This window comes from Streptomyces sp. (assembly GCF_035644915.1).
In the GTDB taxonomy this organism is placed as follows: domain Bacteria; phylum Actinomycetota; class Actinomycetes; order Streptomycetales; family Streptomycetaceae; genus Streptomyces.
Map to the genome: position 1 here is coordinate 1 of NZ_DASQNP010000044.1, position 17,969 is coordinate 17,969.

Below are 17,969 nucleotides of genomic sequence, written 5' to 3' on the forward strand. Positions count from 1 at the left end.
GCCCCCGCGGAGAGGCCGGCACTCGCCAGCGCCAGACCGCCGGACAGCGGCGGGAACCAGACGGTGGCCAGGGCCAGGATGCCCAGGACGGTGGAGGCGATGCCGAGCCAGTCGCCGATCTCCTTGAGCAGGTCGGCGTGCTTGACGCACCACTCCTGCATCCTGTTGCCGAGCTTCTTGAACGCGTCGGCGATGCCCTCGAAGAAGCCGGTGTCCGGGGCCTTGTCGTTGGCCTTCCTGAGCCGGGAGGCGATCGTCCGCGCGTACTCCTGGTGCTCCTCCAGGAGGTCCTTGGCCTTCTCGATGATGGCTTCCAGGTCGTCCCGGGCCGCCTCGACCCTCCCGGCGGCGGCGTCGAGCGCCCGGCCCGCCTGCCGCAGCCGGTCCGCCGCGGCGTCGTACCGGGCCCGGGCGCTGTTCAGGGCGTCCTGGTCGGTGAAGGTCCGTCCCGCGTAGCCCAGCGCGGGGTCGGCGGCGGCCGAGTTGTACGCCGTGACGGCCTTGTCGTGCTCGGCCTCCGCCTTGGTCTGCCGGTCCTTGGCGGCCTTGGCCCTCGCCTCGTAGTCGCGGGCCGTCTCCTGGTACTTCGCGAGCCTGGTGCGCCAGTCCCGCAACTGCTTCTCGGCACAGCTCAGCGCGTCGTGGCTGTCGTCGAGGTACTTGGGCAGTTCGCCGACCTTCCTGGAGAACGCGGTGGCGGCCTCGCCCTCCCAGGCGGTCCTCCCGCCCTCCCCGGCCCTGCCGATCGAGGTGAGGACCTCGTGCGCCTTCTTCAGGCCGTCGACGGTCTTCGACAGCTTGTCCGTCAGGTCGTCGATGCTGCTCAGCTTCCCCGGGGCCGGGTTGAAGCCGATGGTGGGGAACTCCTCCGCGCTCACGGGCGGTCTCCCGCCGGACGGGACGGGCCGCCGGACGGGGCACCGGTGGGCGCGGTGCCGGGCGCGGTGTCGGGCCTGGCCTTCTCGAAGGCCTCCCGGATCGCCCGCTCGGTCGCCTCGTAATTGTTCTTGGTGGACCTGAGCATCTTCTCGATCGCGTCCGTGCCGTCGGCGATCTTGCCGATGGCGTCGTCCCAACTGTCGTGGATCTCTTCGCAGGCGTTGTCCAGCGCCTGGCTGCCCGTGCTCTTCGGGCCGATGTCCCGCAGGGCTTTCAGTGCCTTGCGCATCTGGTCCTGGCTGTCGTGCAGCCGTGTCAGCAGGCGGTCGAGCTCCTGCCGCTCGACGTTCAGACGGCCGCCCATGTGCACCTCCGGGTGGCAAGCGCGGGTCGTGGACCGGTTCGCCGTGCGGCACGGCCGGCGGGGGCCGGGCCGTGCCGCACGGGGTGGTGGGGCCGGGGCGTCACCGCGCCGGGAGCCAGCCCACCTGCACCAGCGGGGCCCCCCGCCGGCGCGAGACGAAGTAGCCACGGCCCGGCGGCATGGGACGGCCGCGGACGTTGCCGAGGAGATCGCCCTCGCCGGGGTCGCTGGAGAGGATCACGCCCTGGGCGCCGAGCTCCTTGATGCGCTGCATGAAGGGCTCGAAGGAGGAGCGCGAGGCACCGGCGGAGTTGCGGGCGATGATGAAGCAGACGCCGATGTCGCGCGCGAAGGGCAGGTGCTCGGTGAGCATGGCCAGCGGGTTGCCGCTGGAGGTGGAGACCAGCTCGTAGTCGTCGATGATGACGAACATCTTCGGCCCCGCCCACCAACTGCGGTCGCGCAGTTGCTGCGGCGTGACGTCCTCCGGCGGCGTGCGCTTCTCCATCAGGTCCTTGAGCGCCGCCATGTGCGTGTCCATGGCGTTGGACATGGCCGCGTACACGATCAGGTGCGAGTCCGGGACGTTGCTCAGCAGGGAGCGCCGGTAGTCGGCGACGACGATGCGCGCCTCGTCGGGCGTGTACCGCTCGGAGATCTGCTTGGCCAGCAGGCGCAGCAGCGCGGTCTTGCCCGACTCGCTCTCGCCGAAGACCAGGAAGAAGGGATCGGTCTCGAAGTCGACGAAGACGGGCTGCAGGGTGTTCTCGTCGATGCCGAAGGCGATGCCGTGCTCCGGGTGGTCGCTGCCCTTGGGCAGCTGGTGGGCCGGGAGCTCGCGGGGGAGCAGCCGGACCGGCGGCGCCGACGGACCCTGCCAGGCCCGCGCCACCGCGCGGTTCAGGGCGGCGGTGGCGTCGGACAGCTCCTCGTCGGAGGAGACGCCGTCGATGCGGGGGACCGCGGTCATGAAGTGGAGCTTCTCCGGCGTCTGGCCGCGGCCCGGCACGCCCTGCGGGACGTTCGCGGCGACCTTGCGGTCGAACTCCGAGTCCATGGGGTCGCCGAGCCGGAGCTCCAGCCGGTTCATCAACTGGTCCTTGAGCGCCGGACGCACCTCCATGCTGCGGGAGGCGGTGACGACGACGTGGATGCCGTAGCCGAGGCCGCGCGACGCGAGGTTGATCACGACCTCCTCCAGCATGTCGTACTCCTGGCGGAAGCCGCCCCAGCCGTCGATGACCAGGAAGACGTCGCCCCACGGCTGGTCGGTGATCTCCCCGCGCGCCCGGCGGCGCCGGAAGGTGGCGATGGAGTCGATGTTGTTGGCCCGGAAGTACTCCTCGCGCTGGACGAGGATCCCGGCGACCTCCGCCACGGTCCGCCGGACCCGCTCCGGGTCGAGCCGGGAGGCGACACCGCCCACGTGCGGCAGGTCCGCCACGGCCGACAGGCCGCCACCGCCGAAGTCCAGCCCGTAGAACTGGACCTCCTGCGGGGTGTGGGTGAGGGCGAAGGCCGAGATCAGGGTGCGCAGCAGGGTCGACTTGCCCGACTGCGGACCACCGAGGACCAGCATGTGGCCCGCGGCGCCGGAGAAGTCGCGCAGCAGCGTCTCGCGCCGCTGCTCGTACGGCTTGTCCACCAGGCCCAGGGGCACCACCAGCCGGCCCGCGTGCGGGTAGTCGGGCTGGGTCAGGCCGCGGCCCTCGACGGTGGTCAGGCCGGGCAGCAGCTCGTCCAGCGGCGGCGCCTGGTCCAGCGGCGGCAGCCAGACCTGGTGGGCCGCGGGGCCCTGGTTCTCCAGGCGGCGCACGATGACGTCCAGGACGGTGTCCGCCAGCGCGTCGTCGTCCGAGGGCGCACTGGGCGCCGGGGCCGCCGGCACGGGGTCGGCCTGCCGCGCCGGGACCGGCACCGGCGCCGCCGTGAAGAGCACCGGCCGGCGGTCGGCGGGCAGCGGCCCGGTGGGGGCGCCGTCGCCCGGGGAGTTCGAGCGGTAGACCCCCGAGACGTAGGCGGCCTTGAAGCGGACCATCTCCTCGGTGCCGAACTTCAGGTAGCCGGAGCCGGGCACCGACGGCAGGTGGTACGCGTCCGGCACGCCGAGGGCGGCCCGGGACTCGGCGGCCGAGAAGGTGCGCAGACCGATCCGGTACGACAGGTACGTCTCCAGGCCGCGCAGCCGGCCCTCCTCCAGGCGCTGCGAGGCCAGCAGCAGGTGCACGCCCAGCGAACGGCCGATGCGGCCGATCTGGATGAACATGTCGATGAAGTCGGGCTTGGCCGTCAGCAGCTCGCTGAACTCGTCGATGACCAGGACCAGCGAGGGGAGCGGGATCAGCGGGGCGCCCGCCGCGCGCGCCCTCTCGTAGTCGTGGATGTTGGCGTAGTTGCCCGCGTCGCGCAGCAGCTCCTGGCGGCGGTTGAGCTCACCGCGGATCGAGTCGCCCATGCGGTCGACCAGGGCGAGGTCGTCGGCCAGGTTGGTGATGACGGCCGCCACGTGCGGCATCTGCGACATCCCGGCGAAGGTCGCACCGCCCTTGAAGTCCGCGAGGACGAAGTTCAGGGTCTCGGAGGAGTGCGTGACCGCCAGCCCGAGCACCAGGGTGCGCAGCAGCTCCGACTTGCCGGAGCCGGTCGCGCCGACGCACAGGCCGTGCGGGCCCATGCCGTCCTGGGCCGCCTCCTTCAGGTCCAGCATGACCGGCTGGCCGTCCTCGCCCACGCCGATCGGGACGCGCAGCCGCTCGGCCGTCGAGCGCGGCCGCCAGGTCCGCCGCACGTCGACCGACGCGGCGTCGCCCAGGTTCAGCAGGTCGGTGAACTCCAGGTTCGCCAGCAGCGGTTCGTCGTCGTCGCCGCCCGTGCCCATGCGCAGCGGGGCGAGCTGCCGGGCCAGCGCCTCGGCGGCCTCCGGGGAGAGGTGGTCGGGCTGCCCCTCGTACACCGCGCCGTGCGCCGACTCCAGCCGCAGTTCACCGGGCCGTACGACCACCGACAGGCCGCCGCGCGGGCTGCCGATCTCGCCGGGCACGACCTCGACGACCGTGACGCCCTGCAGGCCCTCGGCGGAGGCCAGCATCGAACCCGGGGGCACCGCCGCGCCGCCGTCCAGCACGATCAGCACGTGCGGCTGGTCCAGCAGGGGCTGTCCGCCGGAGTTGAAGCGCGGCCGGCCCTCCAGCTTGGCGCCCAGCAGCCTCTCCAGCTCCAGCACGTCGCCCGTGATCAGGCGCCGGGTGCCCGCGCCGTCGGTGGCACCGGGGGTCTGCGCGTGCGGGAGCCACTTGACCCACTCCCAACTCCCGGCGTCCTCGCGTCCGGTCACGACCGCGACCACCAGGTCGTCGGGGGAGTGGAGGGAGACCAGCGAGGCCACCATCGCGCGGGCGGTGCCGTACACCGACTCCGGGTCGCCGCTCACCGTCATGTGGTAGAAGGCGCGCAGCGACACGGCCATCGGCAGTCCGTCGACGGTGCTGTGCGTCTGCAGGAACTGGTGCATCGCCCCGGCCGTCAGCGGCTCCAGTTCGTCCACCGGTGCCGTCTCCGGTGCCACCAGCGGCGTCGCCAGCCGCTGCGTGCCCAGGCCGACGCGCACGTGCACGAAGTCGTCGTCACCCGGGCGCCGTTCCCACACCCGGCTGCCCTCGGCGACCAGGGCCCACAGCTGGTCCGGCGAGGGGTGCAGGTAGAACTGCGCGTCGCGCTGCTTGCGCGCGGTCCTGCGGACCTTGCGCCGGGTCTGCGCCAGGTACTTGAGGTAGTCCCGGCGCAACTGCGCCATCTCCCCCTGTGTGCCCCTGCGAAACCGCACGATGGTGGCGATGAGCATGGCGATCGTGGAGGCGATCATCACCATGCCCATGATGCGCATGAACGGGTGCGCGTTCGGCATGAAGAAGAACACGACCGACCCGCCCATGCCGAGCATCGGCAGGAGCTGGAGCAGTATTCCCTCCTGCTGACCGCGCGGCAGCTCGGGAGGAGGCTCGAGCCTCAGATCCTCGCTGGGCACGCTGGGCGGCAGGACCCGTGGCGGACGCTTGACGACGATCTGACTCACGGCGCATCAATCCCCTGGGCAGACGGGACAGTTCCTGCCGACGCCCCCGTGGCGACGGACTCCGTCCGCAGCGCAGCGATCCTACTGGCAGTACAAGATGACCGAGGGCGGTAGGGTGTCGCGCGACACATGCGCAGCAGCGAACGAGCAGCCGCCGGTGAGGAACCGCGGGAGATCGTGGGGGTCCGGTGAACGGCCCGTGCGCAGTTATGGAGCCAGTGAGCAGCCCATGAGGGGGATCTCAAGGTGAGTACGACTGCATCGGCAGCCGCCACCGGCTTCTGCCGGGTCACCATCGTCGCGCCCGACAGCCGTATCGACGTGGCCCTCCCCGAGGACATCCCGGTCGCCGACCTCTACCCCGAGATCCTCCGCCTCAGCGGCCAGAGCCCCGCCGAGGGCGCCCCCGTCGGCTACCACCTGGTGCGCCGCGACGGCAGCGTGCTCGACAGCGCCCGCTCCTTCGCCGCCCAGCGCGTCCTGGACGGCGAGGTCCTCAGCATGCGGCCGTTCGCCGAGTCGCTGCCGCCCGCCGTCTTCGACGACGTCTCCGACGCGGTCGCCTCGGCGGTGAGCAAGGACCGCAGGCTGTGGAGCGACGACCTGATGCGGGGCGCCGGGCTGGTCGGCGGTGTGGTGCTGCTGGTCCTGACGGCCTTCGTGCTGTGGTTCGCCGACCCGGTCCGCCACGACATGCACAGCCTGCCGGGCATCCTCGCCGCCGTGGCCGGGGTGCTGCTGATCGCCTTCGCGGCCGTACGGGCGCGGGTGTACGACGACCGTCCCTCCGCGATCGCGCTCGGGCTCGCCGCGCTGCCGCACGTGATGATCGCCGGGTCCGGGCTGCTGCCGCTGGAGGAGGGGGGCGGCATCGGCCGGCTGCAGTTCCTGCTGGGGTGCGTGGCCGTGCTGGTCGCCTCCGTCGCCCTGATCGCCGCCACGCCCAGCGGCGACGGACCGTTCGTCGCCGCCGCCTCCGCCTCGGCCGTCGGCACCCTGGTCACCTTCGTCGCCATCCTGACCGACATCCCGCCGGTGGAGACCGCCGCGCTGTGCGTGCCCGTGGCGGTCGGCGCCATCGCGTTCCTGCCCGGCCTCTCCGCCCGCTTCGCCCGGCTCCCCATCGGCTACAGCGCGCCGCGGCCGGGCACCATGCGGTACGACGAGGACCCGGACGCCGCCCCCGACACCGCCGGTCCCGTCGACGCGGAGCGCATCGCCGCCCAGGCCCGCCGCGGTCACGAGATGCTGCTCGGCCTCGTCGGCGGCTGCGCGGCCGTCGTCGTCGGCGCGGCCGCCGTCCTGGGCTTCTCCGACTCCGTCTGGGGCCAGCTCCTCGCCCTGGCCGCCGGGCTGGCGATGCTGATGCGCGCCCGGCTGTTCCGCTACACCGTCCAGGTCGCCTGCGCCCTGGCCGCCGGACTGGCCGCCCTCGCCCTGCTCGCCCTCGGCCTGGCCCTCAACCCGCCCGCCGACCTGGTACGGGAGCTGCTGACCGGCGACAGCGGCGCCTTCGACCTGCGGACGATCTGGCTGACCGCCGCCCTCGCCGCCGCGGCGGCCCTGGTCACGGCCATCGGGCTGATCGTGCCGCGCCGCGGCGTCACTCCCTTCTGGGGACGCTTCCTCGACATCGCCGAGGGCGCCGTCCTGCTGTCGCTGGTCCCGCTGTGCCTGGCCGTGCTGGACGTCTACTCCGCCGCGCGGAGCATGACCAGCGGCTGACCCGGGCGGCCGGCGGTGAGCGGCCCGCCGCGCGACTGGTAGGCTGATCGGCGGCCGTTTGCGTACGCGTTTCCGGACTGCCTGGAAACAGCGCCCAGCGGACCCCGCCTCCCGAGTCGTGAAAGATCCCCTGCAGGCAGGCCAGGGGCACTCGGTGGCCTCGACGAGAACCCAAGGAGTATCGCGTGTCGCTCGACGCCGCTACGAAGAAGCAGATCATGGCCGAGTTCGCCACCAAGGAGGGCGACACCGGCTCCCCCGAGGTCCAGGTCGCGCTGCTCACCCGCCGCATCTCGGACCTCACCGAGCACCTGAAGACCCACAAGCACGACCACCACTCCCGCCGTGGTCTGCTGCTGCTGGTCGGCCAGCGCCGCCGCCTGCTGCAGTACCTGGCGAAGAAGGACATCCAGCGCTTCCGCGCCCTGGTCGAGCGCCTGGGCATCCGCCGCGGTGCGGCGGGCGCCCGGTAGCACCCCGTGAAGGGAGCGGTTCCCATCGGAGGGGACCGCTCCCTTTGCCGTACTTGCCGGGCCTCACGACGGGCAGAAGCTTTGTAGTCTGGTCCCGACAACGACATACACGACGAGGCGGAGCGCTTCACGCCGCCGGTCCTCGGTAGTGGCCCCCGGGCACCTGGCCCGGGAGCTTCGATCGAAGACCGGCCAGCACGGGAAGACGCTCCACCGACACCGTCCCCGCCACACGGGCGGGGGACGCAGACGAGGAGAATTTCCTGGTGGAGAACGAGACCCACTACGCCGAGGCCGTCATCGACAACGGTTCCTTCGGCACCCGCACCATCCGCTTCGAGACGGGCCGCCTGGCCCGCCAGGCCGCCGGCTCCGCCGTCGCCTACCTGGACGACGACACCATGGTGCTGTCGGCCACCACCGCCTCGAAGCACCCCAAGGAGCAGCTCGACTTCTTCCCCCTGACGGTCGACGTCGAGGAGCGGATGTACGCCGCGGGGAAGATCCCCGGCTCCTTCTTCCGCCGTGAGGGCCGCCCCAGCGAGGACGCGATCCTCACCTGCCGCCTGATCGACCGGCCGCTGCGCCCGTCCTTCCAGAAGGGCCTGCGCAACGAGATCCAGATCGTCGAGACGATCATGGCGCTCAACCCCGAGCACCTGTACGACGTGGTCGCCATCAACGCCGCCTCCTGCTCCACGCAGTTGGCGGGCCTGCCCTTCTCGGGCCCGATCGGCGGCACCCGCGTGGCCCTGATCCGCGGCCAGTGGGTGGCCTTCCCCACCCACAGCGAGCTGGAGGAGGCCGTCTTCGACATGGTCGTCGCCGGCCGCGTCCTCCCCGACGGCGACGTCGCGATCATGATGGTCGAGGCGGAGGCCACCGAGAAGACCGTCGAGCTGGTCAAGAACGGGGCCCAGGCGCCGACCGAGGAGGTCGTCGCCGCCGGCCTGGAGGCCGCCAAGCCCTTCATCAAGACCCTGTGCCGGGCCCAGTCCGACCTCGCCGCCAAGGCCGCCAAGCCCGTCGCCGAGTTCCCGATCTTCCTGGACTACCAGGACGACGTGTACGAGGCGCTGAGCGAGGCGGTCCGCGACGAGCTGGCCCAGGCGCTCACCATCGCGGCCAAGCAGGAGCGCGAGGCCGAGCTGGACCGCGTCAAGGCGCTGGCCGCCGAGAAGCTGCTGCCGCAGTTCGAGGGCCGTGAGAAGGAGATCTCCGCGGCGTACCGCGCGCTGACCAAGTCCCTGGTGCGCGAGCGCGTCATCAAGGAGAAGAAGCGCATCGACGGCCGCGGCCTGACGGAGATCCGCACGCTGGCCGCCGAGGTCGAGGCGATCCCGCGGGTGCACGGCTCGGCGCTGTTCGAGCGCGGCGAGACCCAGATCCTGGGCGTCACCACCCTCAACATGCTCCGCATGGAGCAGCAGCTCGACACCCTCTCGCCGGTGACGCGCAAGCGCTACATGCACCACTACAACTTCCCGCCGTACTCCACCGGTGAGACCGGCCGCGTCGGCTCCCCCAAGCGCCGCGAGATCGGCCACGGCGCGCTGGCCGAGCGGGCGATCATCCCGGTGCTGCCCTCGCGCGAGGAGTTCCCGTACGCCATCCGCCAGGTCTCCGAGGCGCTGGGCTCCAACGGCTCGACCTCCATGGGCTCGGTGTGCGCCTCCACCATGTCGCTGCTGAACGCCGGTGTGCCGCTCAAGGCCCCGGTCGCCGGCATCGCCATGGGCCTGATCTCCGAGGAGATCGACGGCGAGACCCACTACGTCACCCTCACCGACATCCTCGGTGCGGAGGACGCCTTCGGCGACATGGACTTCAAGGTCGCCGGCACCCGCCAGTTCGTCACCGCCCTCCAGCTCGACACCAAGCTGGACGGCATCCCGGCCTCCGTGCTGGCCGCGGCCCTCAAGCAGGCCCGCGACGCCCGCCTGCACATCCTGGACGTGATGAGCGAGGCCATCGACGTCCCCGACGAGATGTCCCCCAACGCGCCGCGGATCATCACCGTGAAGATCCCGGTGGACAAGATCGGCGAGGTCATCGGCCCCAAGGGCAAGATGATCAACCAGATCCAGGAGGACACCGGCGCCGACATCACCATCGAGGACGACGGCACCATCTACATCGGCGCCGCCGACGGACCGGCCGCCGAGGCGGCCCGCGCCGCCATCAACGCCATCGCCAACCCGACGATGCCGGAGGTCGGCGAGCGCTACCTGGGCACGGTCGTGAAGACCACCACCTTCGGCGCCTTCGTCTCCCTGCTCCCGGGCAAGGACGGCCTGCTGCACATCTCGCAGATCCGCAAGCTCGCCGGCGGCAAGCGCGTGGAGAACGTCGAGGACGTGCTGGGGGTCGGCCAGAAGGTCCAGGTCGAGATCGCCGAGATCGACCAGCGCGGCAAGCTGTCGCTGATCCCGGTCCTGGACGAGGAAGACGGCAAGGACGGAGCCGAGAACACCGACGCGAAGGACGCTGCGACCAAGTGACGCGCACGCCCCGCGCGACGGCCCGCCCCACCGCCACGGTGGGGCGGGCCGTCGCCCATCACCTTCCCTCCCCCTCCCACTCCTCCGCCCGGCGGCCGGCCGCCGCCACCGCCGAAGGCGCGGGCGGCACGGGCGGTGCGGGAACCGTCCGCAAGACCGTGCTCCCCGGCGGCCTGCGCGTCGTCACCGAGGCGGTGCCGACCGTCCGCTCCGCGACCTTCGGGATCTGGGTGCGGGTCGGCTCGCGCGACGAGACGCCCTCGCTCAACGGAGCCACCCACTACCTGGAGCACCTGCTCTTCAAGGGCACCAGGCGGCGCAGCGCCCTGGAGATCTCCGCGGAGATCGACGCGGTCGGCGGCGAGATGAACGCCTTCACGGCGAAGGAGTTCACCTGCTACTACGCCCGGGTCCTGGACACCGACCTCCCTCTGGCCATCGACGTCGTCTGCGACATGCTGACCGGCTCGCTGATCCGGGCCGAGGACGTCGAGGCCGAGCGCGGCGTCGTCCTGGAAGAGATCGCCATGACCGAGGACGACCCCGGGGACTGCGTCCACGACCTGTTCGCGAAGACCATGTTCGGCGACACCCCGCTGGGCCGCCCGGTCCTGGGCACGAACGAGACGATCAACGCCCTGACCCGCGACCGCATCGCCCGCTTCTACCGCAAGCACTACGACCCGACCCACCTGGTCGTCGCCGCCGCGGGCAACCTGGACCACGACACGGTCGTACGCCAGGTCCGGGAGGCCTTCGAACGGGCGGGCGCCCTGGACCGCGCCGACGCCGAACCCCTCGGCCCCCGCACCGGTTCGCGCCGCATCCGCACCGCGGGCCGCGTGGACGTGCTGGACCGTGGCACCGAACAGGCCCACGTGGTGCTGGGCATGCCCGGACTGTCCCGCACCGACGAGCGCCGCTGGGCGCTGGGGGTGCTCAGCACGGCCCTCGGCGGCGGCATGAGCTCGCGCCTGTTCCAGGAGATCCGGGAGAAGCGCGGGCTGGCCTACAGCGTGTACTCCTACACCTCCGACTTCGCCGACTGCGGCCTGTTCGGCGTGTACGTGGGCTGCCGCCCGAACCTGGTCCACGACGTGCTGAAGATCTGCCGCGACGAACTCGACCACGTCGCCGAGCACGGCCTGGGCGACGAGGAGCTGCGGCGCGCCATCGGCCAGCTCTCCGGCTCCACGGTCCTGGGCATGGAGGACACCGGCGCGCTGATGAACCACATCGGCAAGGGCGAGCTGTGCTGGGGCGAGCAACTGTCGGTCGACGACATGCTCACGAAGATCGCCTCCGTCACCCCGGACGACATCCGCTCGGTGGCGCGCGAGATCCTGGGACACAGGCCCTCGCTGTCGGTCATCGGACCGCTGACCGACAAGCAGAGCGCCCGTCTGGACGAGGCCGTCGCCTGACCGGCCACCCCACGTACCCGTGAAGGAAACACGCACATGAGCAAGCTCCGCGTAGCAGTCCTGGGCGCCCGGGGCCGGATCGGCTCCGAGGCCGTGCGCGCCGTGGAGGGCGCCGACGACATGGAGCTCGTCGCCGCCCTGGACCGGGACGACAGGCTGGAGGAACTCACCGAGGCGGGCGCCCAGGTGGCGGTGGACCTGACCCACCCCGACGCGGTGATGGGCAACCTGGAGTACTGCGTCGGCCACGGCATCCACGGCGTGGTCGGCACCACGGGCTGGACCGAGGAGCGGTTCGCCCGGCTGCGCGGCTGGCTGGAGGCCTCCCCGGGCACCGGTGTGCTGGTGGCGCCGAACTTCTCCATCGGCGCCGTCCTGACCATGCGCTTCGCCCAGCAGGCCGCCCGCTTCTTCGAGTCCGTCGAGGTGGTCGAACTGCACCACCCGAACAAGGCCGACGCCCCCTCCGGCACCGCCACCCGCACCGCCCAGCTCATCGCCGCCGCCCGGGCCGAGGCGGGCTGCCCCCCGCAGCCGGACGCCACCACCTCCGCCCTGGACGGTGCCCGCGGCGCGGACGTGGACGGGATCCCGGTGCACGCCGTACGGCTGCGCGGGCTGCTGGCCCACCAGGAGGTGCTGCTCGGCGACACCGGGGAGACCCTCACCATCCGCCACGACTCGCTGCACCACAGTTGCTTCATGCCGGGCATCCTGTTGGGTGTGCGACGTGTGGTCGACACCCCCGGCCTCACCGTGGGGCTGGAGAACTTCCTGGACCTGGACTGACGGCCATGGGCGGAAAGATCACCTACGCCTTCCTCTCCACCGCGCTGGTCATCGTGTTCGCCGTGGTGGCCCTGGAGGGCGTGCTGCTGCTGAGGACCGGCGAGCCCGCCGCGATGGGGATGGGAGCGGCGGCCCTCGTACTGCCGTGCGTCGGCGCCTGGTTCCTGTGGCACAACACCCGGTTCGCCCGGAACGCGAACCGGCTGGCGAGGGAACTGGAGGCCGAGGGCGGCCTGCCGGCGGACGAGCCCGCGAGGACGCCGGGCGGACGCATCGACCGGGAGGCGGCGGACGCGATCTTCGCCCGGCGCAAGCGGGAGGCCGAGGCCGCGCCGGACGACTGGCGCTGCTGGTTCCGGCTGGCCGTCGCCTACCACGACGCCCGGGACACCCCGCGCGCCCGCAAGGCCATGCAGCGGGCCATCGACCTGCACGACGGCAAACCCGTGCGGGAGGAGCGGGAGACCGCGGCCTGAGAGTGGTTCCGGAGCCGGAATCCCGGCTCCGGAACGGGTCCCGCCGTCCGCGGGAGGGCGCCTACGGGCGGCGGCGATGCTCGGCGGCCCAGCCCTCCACCACGTCGGCAGCCCGGTCGAAGGCCCCGGGCCGCGCCAGGAAGTCGGCGCCGTGGTCGGTGAGCACCGCCCGCAGGGCCTCGCGCCGGCGCGGCTCGATGAGCAGGGCCTGTCCCTGCACGGTGCGCGGCAGGCCCAGCCACCTCACCGGCTGCTGCACCGTCCGTACGGCCGCCACGTCCTCCCAGGCCAGCGTCGTCGTCGTGAACAGCCCCACCTGGCGTATCCCGCGGGCGTTGACCCACACCCCCACGCGCAGCAGGCGCAGCGCGTACGCGATCACCAGCACCGCGCCGGACGCGCACCCGGCCGCTCCCGTGAGGGCGCCCGCCACGGCGATGATCAGGGCGGACAGCAGCAGGTAGGAGGCGAGCAGCAGCAACAGCGCGGCTCCGCCGACCCGCCAGGGACCCGGCCGGTACGGACGTCGCCACCGCTCGCGGTCCTCGTAGGGCAGCGGGGCGTCCGAGGGAGCGGCGTCCAGCTCGCCGTCGGCCGTCAGGAAGTGCAGGGGCACGGGATCCTCGCTCACGGGCACAGTCGGTGGGGGCCTGTGACCGAGGAGATTATCAGCGGCTCTCGGCGGCGGACGGCTGGTCCGGCCCGTGGTCGAGCGGGTCCGGCGTCCGGAGGGCGGGCATCCCGAGCAGCAGGGAGCCGACGAGACCGGCGATCACGACCAGGCCCATCAGCGCGCGACCGAGTATCTGGGACCGCGTCGGCCGCGGGCGCGGGGGCGCGACGTTGCTGCGGAACTGCCCGGACCCGGCGATGAAGGCGAAGGGCACGGACTCCTCGCGGCGGATCATGCGGTGCGACTCCTTGGACGACGGTCTGTGCTGCCGTACGGGGAACGTCCATGCGTTCGACGAAGTGCCCGGTTTAGACGGCTTGCGGAAAAATATCATCGGCCGCCCCTCCTGTGGCCGTCAGGGAGCGTATGTCGGCGTGCGGCCTCCGCTGTCACCGGCGCGCCGTAGGCTGTTCGCCGCCCCCTGAGCGATGTGACTGGAAGGAGTCCTGGTGCCCGACACCCCCGCTCTCCGTTTCCGCAGCGACATGACCGTGGAGCTGGTCAAACACAGCGCCTCCGACACCGACGTGCTGTGGGCGGCGCGGGTCTCCACCGCGGGCGAGCAGTCCCTGGACGAGCTGCGGAAGGATCCGGAGCGCTCCAGGGGGCTGATCAACTTCCTGATGCGCGACCGGCACGGCAGCCCGTTCGAGCACAACTCGATGACCTTCTTCATCAGCGCGCCGCTGTTCGTCTTCCGCGAGTTCCACCGCCACCGGGTGGGCTGGAGCTACAACGAGGAGAGCGGCAGGTACCGCGAGCTGGAGCCCGTGTTCTACGTGCCGGACACCTCCCGCAAGCTGGTGCAGGAGGGCCGTCCCGGCAAGTACCGGTTCGTCGAGGGGACGGCGGAGCAGCACCGGCTCGTCTCCGAGAACCTGGAGGCCGCGTACCGCCGCTCCTACGAGGCGTACCAGGAGATGCTGGACGCCGGCGTCGCGCGCGAGGTCGCCCGTGCCGCCCTTCCGGTGGGCCTGTACTCCTCGATGTACGCCACCTGCAACGCCCGCTCGCTGATGCACTTCCTGGGGCTGCGCACCCGTCACGAGCTGGCGAAGGTGCCCTCCTTCCCGCAGCGGGAGATCGAGATGGTCGCCGAGGGGATGGAGGCGCACTGGGCCAAGCTCATGCCCCTCACCCACGAGGCGTTCAACGCCAACGGCCGGGTCGCTCCCTAGGGTCGCGGATCCACCGAAGAGGATGCCTGAATTGCGGCTTTAGTCAAGGTTCGTCTAGGCTCGTCATACGGACCCGGCACTGTCTGAACCCCCGAGCGGACAGTGTCGGGCTCCACATCCGGCCTCCCGAGGGAGCATCGCACCGCAGGCTGCGAGTAGCGTGGGATCCATGGCTCCGACCTCCACACCGCAGACGCCCTTCGGGCGGGTCCTGACCGCGATGGTCACGCCCTTCACCCCCGACGGTGCCCTCGACCTCGACGGCGCGCAGCAGCTCGCCGCCCACCTGGTGGACGCCGGCAACGACGGCATCGTCGTCAACGGCACCACCGGCGAGTCCCCGACCACCAGCGATGCGGAGAAAGCACAGCTCGTACGCGCCGTGGTCGAAGCGGTCGGCGACCGCGCCCATGTCGTCGCCGGAGCCGGCACCAACGACACCCAGCACAGCCTGGAGCTGGCCCGCGCCGCCGAGCGGGCGGGCGCGCACGGCCTGCTGGCCGTCACGCCGTACTACAGCAAGCCCCCGCAGGAGGGCCTGTACCGGCACTTCACCGCCATCGCCGACGCCACCGACCTGCCGGTCATGCTCTACGACATCCCCGGCCGCAGCGGCGTCCCCATCAACACCGAGACCATCGTCCGGCTGGCCGAGCACCCGCGGATCGTCGCCAACAAGGACGCCAAGGGCGACCTGGGACGGGCGAGCTGGGCCATCGCCACCAGCGGGCTCGCCTGGTACAGCGGCGACGACATGCTCAACCTCCCGCTGCTGTCCGTCGGCGCCGTCGGCTTCGTCTCGGTCGTCGGCCACGTCGTCACCCCCGAGCTGCGCGCCCTGCTGGACGCCCACCTCAACGGCGACGTCGCCAAGGCGACGGAGATCCACCAGAAGCTGCTGCCGGTCTTCACGGGCATGTTCCGCACCCAGGGCGTGATCACCACCAAGGCCGCCCTCGCCCTCCAGGGCCTGCCCGCGGGACCGCTGCGCCTGCCGCTCGTGGAGCTGTCCCCGGAGGAGACCGAGCAGCTCAAGCGCGATCTCGCGGCCGGCGGGGTACAGCTCTGACACAGACTTCACAACTACATACGGACCAACAACTGCAAGTGCACGACGATCGCGCGCCACGTGCCCCGCGAGGGCGCGTGGCGCGCGTGGTGAGGAGAGTCTTTTGAGCCATCCACATCCAGAACTGGGCCCCCCGCCGGCGCTCCCCGAGGGCGGCCTCCGCGTCACCCCGCTGGGCGGCCTCGGCGAGATCGGCCGCAACATGACCGTCTTCGAGTACGGCGGCCGCCTGCTCATCGTCGACTGCGGCGTCCTCTTCCCCGAGGAGGAGCAGCCCGGTGTCGACCTGATCCTCCCGGACTTCAGCTACGTGCGGGACCGGCTGGACGACATCGACGGCATCGTCCTGACCCACGGGCACGAGGACCACATCGGCGGTGTCCCGTTCCTGCTCAGGGAGAAGCCCGACATCCCGCTGATCGGCTCCAAGCTCACGCTGGCGCTGATCGAGGCCAAGCTCCAGGAACACCGCATCCGTCCGTACATCCTTGAGGTGTCCGAGGGACACCGCGAGCGCATCGGTCCCTTCGACTGCGAGTTCGTCGCGGTCAACCACTCCATCCCGGACGCGCTCGCGGTCGCCATCCGCACCCCGGCGGGCCTGGTGGTGCACACCGGCGACTTCAAGATGGACCAGCTCCCGCTGGACGGCCGCCTCACCGACCTGCGCGCCTTCGCGCGGCTGGGCGAGGAGGGCATCGACCTGCTCCTGGCGGACTCCACCAACGCCGAGGTCCCCGGTTTCGTCCCGCCCGAGCGCGACATCTCCCAGGTGCTGCGCCAGGTCTTCGCGGGTGCCCAGAAGCGCATCATCGTGGCGAGCTTCGCCAGCCACGTCCACCGCATCCAGCAGATCCTCGACACCGCCCACGAGTACGGCCGCCGCGTCGCCTTCGTCGGCCGGTCGATGGTCCGCAACATGGGCATCGCCCGCGACCTGGGTTACCTCAAGATCCCCGCGGGCCTCGTCGTGGACGTGAAGGCCCTGGACGACCTGCCGGACGACGAGGTGGTGCTCGTCTGCACGGGGTCGCAGGGCGAGCCGATGGCCGCGCTGTCGCGGATGGCCAACCGCGACCACCAGATCCGCATCGTCCCCGGCGACACGGTGATCCTCGCCTCCTCCCTGATCCCGGGGAACGAGAACGCGGTCTACCGCGTGATCAACGGCCTGACCCGGTGGGGCGCCAACGTCGTCCACAAGGGCAACGCCAAGGTCCACGTCTCGGGCCATGCCTCGGCCGGTGAGCTGCTGTACTTCTACAACATCTGCAAGCCGAGCAACCTGATGCCGGTCCACGGCGAATGGCGTCACCTGCGGGCCAACGCGGAACTGGGCGCGCTGACCGGTGTGCCCAAGGACCACATCGTCATCGCGGAGGACGGCGTGGTGGTCGACCTGGTCGGCGGCAGGGCCAAGATCGTCGGAAAGGTGCAGGCGGGCTACGTCTACGTCGACGGCCTCTCGGTCGGAGACGTCACCGAATCCTCGCTGAAGGACCGCCGCATCCTGGGCGAGGAGGGCATCATCTCGGTCTTCGTGGTGGTGGACAGCAGCACCGGCAAGATCGTGGGCGGCCCGCACATCCAGGCCCGGGGTTCCGGCATCGACGACAACGACTTCGAGTCGGTGATGCCCAAGATCGACGAGGCTCTGACCAAGGCGGCCCAGGACGGCATCTCCGAGCCCCACCAGTTGCAGCAGCTCGTGCGCCGCGCGATGGGCAGGTGGGTGTCGGACAACTACCGCCGCCGCCCCATGATCCTCCCTGTGGTCGTGGAGGTCTGAGGACCAACTGCCAGCGGGGCGCCCGGATTTGCATCCGGGCGCCCCGCTCCAGTACGTTTGAGTCTCCACCGCAACGGGAACCGAGTGCAGTCTGCGCCGGCACACTCCCGGGTGCCGGAATCGATGAACAAGCCGGAAACGGACTTGAAAAAGGTTCTGGTAAGGTGGAAAACACCGAAGGGAAGCGCCCGGAGGGGCCCCGGGAGGGGTGCCGATGGAAGCGTCCGTTCCTTGAGAACTCAACAGCGTGCCAAAAGTCAACGCCAGACATGTTGACAACCCCGTCCCGGGACCGTCTCGTTCGGTCTTCGGTACGAGGTTCCTTTGAAACACACACAGCGAGGACGCTGGGCGCCCCCGGGATCATTCCTTCCGGTCGGGTGCCGCTCTTTGCGGATGTGCCCGGAGGACCGGGCAGGCATTCACGGAGAGTTTGATCCTGGCTCAGGACGAACGCTGGCGGCGTGCTTAACACATGCAAGTCGAACGATGAAGCCCCTTCGGGGGTGGATTAGTGGCGAACGGGTGAGTAACACGTGGGCAATCTGCCCTGCACT

General features: G+C 71.2%; 14 protein-coding genes and 1 rRNA gene. 10 read left to right on the plus strand and 5 right to left on the minus strand.

What is annotated here, in order from left to right:
- From VE546_RS04820 to eccCa, 3 genes are all read right to left on the minus strand, one after another.
- Positions 1-878, minus strand: an 878-nt coding sequence (locus tag VE546_RS04820; protein ID WP_336692194.1) for a putative T7SS-secreted protein, incomplete at its 3' end; no start/stop codon positions are given.
- Complete coding sequence (locus VE546_RS04825; RefSeq protein WP_324918805.1) at positions 875-1,243, minus strand: type VII secretion target; 369 nt, start codon at positions 1,241-1,243, stop codon at positions 875-877. The genes VE546_RS04825 and VE546_RS04820, both read right to left, overlap by 4 nt.
- 100 nt (positions 1,244-1,343) lie before the next feature.
- Positions 1,344-5,315 (minus strand): type VII secretion protein EccCa, encoded by a 3,972-nt coding sequence (gene eccCa / locus VE546_RS04830; RefSeq protein WP_324918808.1) that lies wholly within the window; start codon positions 5,313-5,315, stop codon positions 1,344-1,346.
- A 246-nt stretch (positions 5,316-5,561) separates the two neighbouring features.
- On the opposite strand from eccCa, the gene eccD reads away from it, so the two are divergent.
- From eccD to VE546_RS04860, 6 genes are all read left to right on the plus strand, one after another.
- Positions 5,562-7,040, plus strand: a complete 1,479-nt coding sequence (eccD, locus tag VE546_RS04835; RefSeq protein ID WP_324918811.1) for a type VII secretion integral membrane protein EccD — start codon at positions 5,562-5,564, stop codon at positions 7,038-7,040.
- 185 nt (positions 7,041-7,225) lie between these two features.
- Positions 7,226-7,513, plus strand: a complete 288-nt coding sequence (gene rpsO, locus VE546_RS04840; protein ID WP_162466452.1) for a 30S ribosomal protein S15 — start codon at positions 7,226-7,228, stop codon at positions 7,511-7,513.
- Between the two features lie 266 nt (positions 7,514-7,779).
- Complete coding sequence (locus VE546_RS04845) at positions 7,780-10,014, plus strand: polyribonucleotide nucleotidyltransferase (RefSeq protein ID WP_324918818.1); 2,235 nt, start codon at positions 7,780-7,782, stop codon at positions 10,012-10,014.
- Entirely contained in the window at positions 10,011-11,438 is a 1,428-nt protein-coding gene (locus VE546_RS04850; protein ID WP_324918821.1) for a pitrilysin family protein, read from the plus strand. The genes VE546_RS04845 and VE546_RS04850 overlap by 4 nt, the downstream gene beginning before the upstream one ends.
- A gap of 36 nt (positions 11,439-11,474) precedes the next feature.
- Positions 11,475-12,227 carry a 4-hydroxy-tetrahydrodipicolinate reductase gene (dapB, locus tag VE546_RS04855; protein ID WP_324918824.1) on the plus strand — a complete coding sequence of 251 codons (753 nt, stop codon included), beginning with the start codon at positions 11,475-11,477 and terminating at the stop codon, positions 12,225-12,227.
- A gap of 5 nt (positions 12,228-12,232) precedes the next feature.
- Positions 12,233-12,703 (plus strand): hypothetical protein, encoded by a 471-nt coding sequence (locus VE546_RS04860; protein WP_324918827.1) that lies wholly within the window; start codon positions 12,233-12,235, stop codon positions 12,701-12,703.
- 61 nt (positions 12,704-12,764) lie between these two features.
- On the opposite strand, the gene VE546_RS04865 is transcribed toward VE546_RS04860, so the two are convergent.
- On the minus strand, positions 12,765-13,319 hold the full coding sequence (locus VE546_RS04865) for a hypothetical protein (RefSeq protein ID WP_324918839.1): 555 nt from the start codon (positions 13,317-13,319) through the stop codon (positions 12,765-12,767).
- A gap of 52 nt (positions 13,320-13,371) precedes the next feature.
- Complete coding sequence (locus VE546_RS04870) at positions 13,372-13,611, minus strand: hypothetical protein (RefSeq protein WP_324918830.1); 240 nt, start codon at positions 13,609-13,611, stop codon at positions 13,372-13,374.
- A gap of 250 nt (positions 13,612-13,861) precedes the next feature.
- Here VE546_RS04870 and thyX point away from each other — a divergent pair, with 250 nt between their 5' ends.
- From thyX to VE546_RS04890, 4 genes are all read left to right on the plus strand, one after another.
- Entirely contained in the window at positions 13,862-14,554 is a 693-nt protein-coding gene (thyX, locus tag VE546_RS04875; RefSeq protein ID WP_324918842.1) for an FAD-dependent thymidylate synthase, read from the plus strand.
- Between the two features lie 169 nt (positions 14,555-14,723).
- Positions 14,724-15,623, plus strand: coding sequence for a 4-hydroxy-tetrahydrodipicolinate synthase (dapA, locus tag VE546_RS04880; RefSeq protein WP_324918833.1), 900 nt, complete (start codon positions 14,724-14,726; stop codon positions 15,621-15,623).
- A 103-nt stretch (positions 15,624-15,726) separates the two neighbouring features.
- A complete protein-coding gene (locus VE546_RS04885; RefSeq protein WP_324918836.1) occupies positions 15,727-17,412 on the plus strand; it encodes a ribonuclease J in 1,686 nt (561 codons plus the stop codon).
- A gap of 421 nt (positions 17,413-17,833) precedes the next feature.
- Positions 17,834-17,969: ribosomal RNA gene (locus VE546_RS04890) — 16S ribosomal RNA — on the plus strand; the annotation flags it as partial.